This is a genomic window from Chloroflexota bacterium (assembly GCA_018829775.1).
Taxonomy (GTDB): Bacteria; Chloroflexota; Dehalococcoidia; order Dehalococcoidales; family RBG-16-60-22; genus E44-bin89.
On record JAHJTL010000042.1, the window covers coordinates 1 to 3,576 of the forward strand.

The window sequence follows — 3,576 nt, forward strand, 5'->3', positions numbered from 1 at the left end:
AATAAAAACACACTTACTTTGTAGTAGTTTGGAATACAAAGCTTGCTTGATGCGCTACAAAACAACACAATTGCAATTACAGAGTAACCTGATATAAAAGGCTTAGTTGATTTTGGTAGTGTGGGGTGGGCTGCCGTCAGTGGATATTGTGATCGGTGATGAAGTGTATGAGTGAACCAGTTGGGGGGGCATCAAAGTTTTGTCGCCATTTATAGTATTTCTTATTTCTTCGAAGGTAACGAAATACTAGATTGTTACCCAACCGCTAATGAATCTTCAAATTTACACAGTAATGACTACATTTCCCTTTTTGTGTCCTTTATCGACATACCTGTGAGTCTCGACAATCTGTTCCAGCGGATAGCATCTGTCTATGACTGGTTTTATCTTTCCTGCTTCAACGAGTTCTTTGAGGTAAATTAGGTTTTCAGTTTCAGGGATTGCTGTCCCACCTATTAGTTTCTTGCTGCTCATCATCGAAGCCCATCGCATCCGAACCATTAGTGCTGGAGCGGCAACGGCTTGAAGATAGATTCCTTCTTTCTTTAGCGATCTCATACAACCTGAAAACGAACTCTTGCCTACTGCGTCAAAAATAACATCATAGGTCTCACCGTTTTTGGTAAAGTCCTCCTTAGTGTAATCGATTACCTTATTAGCTCCCAGCGATTTCACTAATTCTAAATTCGTGGTACTGCATACCCCGGTAACTTCCGCCCCAAAGTACCTGGCAAGCTGGACCGCAAAAGTACCTACACTTCCAGAAGCTCCATAGATAAGTACTTTTTGTCCGCTCTGGATGTCACCTTTTCTCAGAAAATACAAGGCTGTATTGCCCCCAAAAGGAATGGCTGCGGCTTCCTCAAAGGTCATGTTTGCTGGTTTTATTGCCAGACACCCATTTTCAGGCATGCATATATACTCGGCATAAGCACCAAGATTGTGTCCAAGATATGCAAAAACCCCGTCACCTTTCTTAAACAGTTTTACATCTTTGCCTACTGATTCAATTTCCCCGGCTAACTCAGACCCCAGTATAGCTTTTTTGGGTTTTCTAAGACCAAGCGCTATCCGAGCGAAGAGCCAGAAAGAGAGAGGAACTGTGAAACTTCGCATTCTAGAGTCCCCTGATGTTACTGTTGTCGCATGGACTTTTATCAGGACTTCATAATCCTTGGGTCTAGGTTTTTCCACCTCTTTGAGCTGAAGAACCTCCGGCGGTCCGTATTTTGTGCATACAATTGCTTTCGTAAGTTACCTCCAAATTTACTTTGTCTGGTTTATATCTGTTTGGCAGACCCGGAAGCGATTGCCGACGAATTGAACCCTTTAACTATCAGCCATACCGCAAGAACCATTTCTTGCACGCCTATTGGAAGTTGTAATAAAATGAAAACCGTCGAAAAATATATTATCTGGCCAGATATCGCTAACAAGACGGCTGCAAGCGATAATGCAGCTCCCAGAAAACCCCAACCTGATAGCCATCGTGGAATGAGTTTTGATTGATAAAATACATAGTAATACATCAGAGCACCCACGGTAAAAGCGATTATACTTAACTTGCCGGCCCAATCACGTACCGCCAGTAATGAAGTGCCTGAAGCTTGAAACAAGGAAGCATTCGAGGCTCCCGCTTTTACATATTCCTGACTCAATGTCAGTATTGATAGCAGGCCAACCACACCAACAATATAGAGCATACCCTCCATAAGCCTTAAACCAACAGCTCCAAGAGCTAGGCCTTCATTGTATTTTCTTAGTATTGGATACAGACAAATGGCAATACCGGCACATGCAAAAGCCGAGAGTAAAACCAAGAGGCCTCCTATAATCACCTGGTTTTCATTTGCAGAAATTTTGATAAGATAATCTGGGGCAGCCAGAATAGGTTTAAATAAATTATTACCCAGCACGCCCAGAACCGTTGCAATGATAAATAATACTCCCACGCTTATCGCGGTCTTTCTGTTTGTATTCATTTCTTCTCCTTTAGTTTAAGGACCTCCGGTGGTCCGTATTTTGTGCACACAATCGCTTTCATGAGTATTCCTTCTTATTTTAGATATGCTCATTTTATACTGTATTCATTTTTTATCTCCTTTGAATAGGGAATAGCCCGACAGGCCAATGCCCACAACGTATAAAGCGCTCAGAACAACATTCACCTGCCAGCGTGCGTTTCCGATGGGTGCGGAGGCGATGAAGGCCATCACTTCCACAAAACCGATCACGAACAGCAACACCCAGAAGGCCCATTTTTGGCCGGCGATCAGGCTTTTTCGGATGAGCAACCACACCAGCACCGAGAGAACCACCGAGCAAGAGTTGTACAGGATCGTCAAAGCATTGAGCGATGCAATGACCTTGGCATCCAGGCTGGCGATTTCAGATTTTTCAAACACCATTACCAAAAGTGGGGAGTTTGCGTTGAAAATGACGACACTGGTCAATATCAAGGCGGCGAGGAGGAAATTGATGCCGCTCCAGATTGAGAGGATGGTCGAACCTGCTTTGAGCATTTTTGCTTTCTCCTTGTGATGTGTCGTGTCCGCTTTTTAAGGTCTATTCCACGAGCATTTACATGTAGCTGAGCGGGGAGGGTTATAGAGAGGGTCTTCAGCCCTCCCTTTCCCCTATATAGCAAATCTATGACGCGCTCAAAAGCTCGTTCGTCGCTGTTTTCGCAGACAGAGAAGCGATTGCAGATGGATTAAATCCTTTAACGATTAGCCATACCGCCATCACCATTTCCTGCACGCCTGTTGGAAGAACCAGAACCATCGTGATCGTCGACATTTGACCGATGACGCCGAACAGATGTAACAAGCCTGCGGCGAGGTACAGGATGGCTCCAATGAACCCCCAACCTGATATCCATCGGGGAATGAGCCTTGATCGATACAACAGGTAACTAAACATCAGAGCGCCCAGGGGAAAAACTATTTCCGTAGTATTAGTGCTAGTCTCCGCTGCTTTCAGTAGTAACAGGCCCAAAGGCTGAAAGCTGGAAGCGTTCGGGGTGCCGGCCTGGACATATGACTCACTTAATGGCAACAGTAACAGCCAGCTTATTGCCACACCAATATAGGTAACAGTCTCAAGCCCTCCCCTGAAAACGACATACCCCAGAGCCAGGGCTTCATTCTGTCTTTTCAGGATGGAAAACATTGCGACTGGAACCATGGCGAGGGCCAGACCCATAACTAACATAAGGAGTGCCCCTGTTATGACGTGGTTTCCCGTAGCAGAGACTTTGACAAGATAATCTGGAGCGTTCAGAATGGGTTTGGCAACGACAAGGGTCAAAACACCACTAACCGTGCCAATAATGTATAGCACCCCCACAATTATTGCGGTCTTTCTGTAGGTGTTCATTTTAGGTCTCCTTTTTATAAACGTTATAGATGATTTTCATTGAATTGAGCTTGCATATGACCTTGTATCTCAAACAATATGATAGAATGTCTGCCGGAGGCTGGGTGTGGCAGATCGATTGACCTTAGGTCTTGCAAGACCGTGGGGCAGCGTGGTCGCCACGCCCGAATCTCCAGAAGAGCCCGAACAGTTGCCAGG

4 protein-coding genes are annotated in these 3,576 nt (G+C 45.1%); all 4 read right to left on the minus strand.

The window, feature by feature from the left end; genetic code table 11:
* Window positions 1-282: 282 nt before the first annotated feature.
* Window positions 283-1,242, minus strand: a complete 960-nt coding sequence (locus tag KKD83_04330; GenBank protein MBU2535379.1) for an NAD(P)-dependent alcohol dehydrogenase — start codon at window positions 1,240-1,242, stop codon at window positions 283-285.
* A gap of 38 nt (window positions 1,243-1,280) precedes the next feature.
* Entirely contained in the window at window positions 1,281-1,982 is a 702-nt protein-coding gene (locus KKD83_04335) for a DUF4386 domain-containing protein (protein MBU2535380.1), read from the minus strand.
* A 105-nt stretch (window positions 1,983-2,087) separates the two neighbouring features.
* On the minus strand, window positions 2,088-2,522 hold the full coding sequence (locus KKD83_04340) for a hypothetical protein (protein MBU2535381.1): 435 nt from the start codon (window positions 2,520-2,522) through the stop codon (window positions 2,088-2,090).
* 127 nt (window positions 2,523-2,649) lie between these two features.
* A complete protein-coding gene (locus KKD83_04345; protein ID MBU2535382.1) occupies window positions 2,650-3,378 on the minus strand; it encodes a DUF4386 domain-containing protein in 729 nt (242 codons plus the stop codon).
* Between the last annotated feature and the right edge of the window lie 198 nt (window positions 3,379-3,576).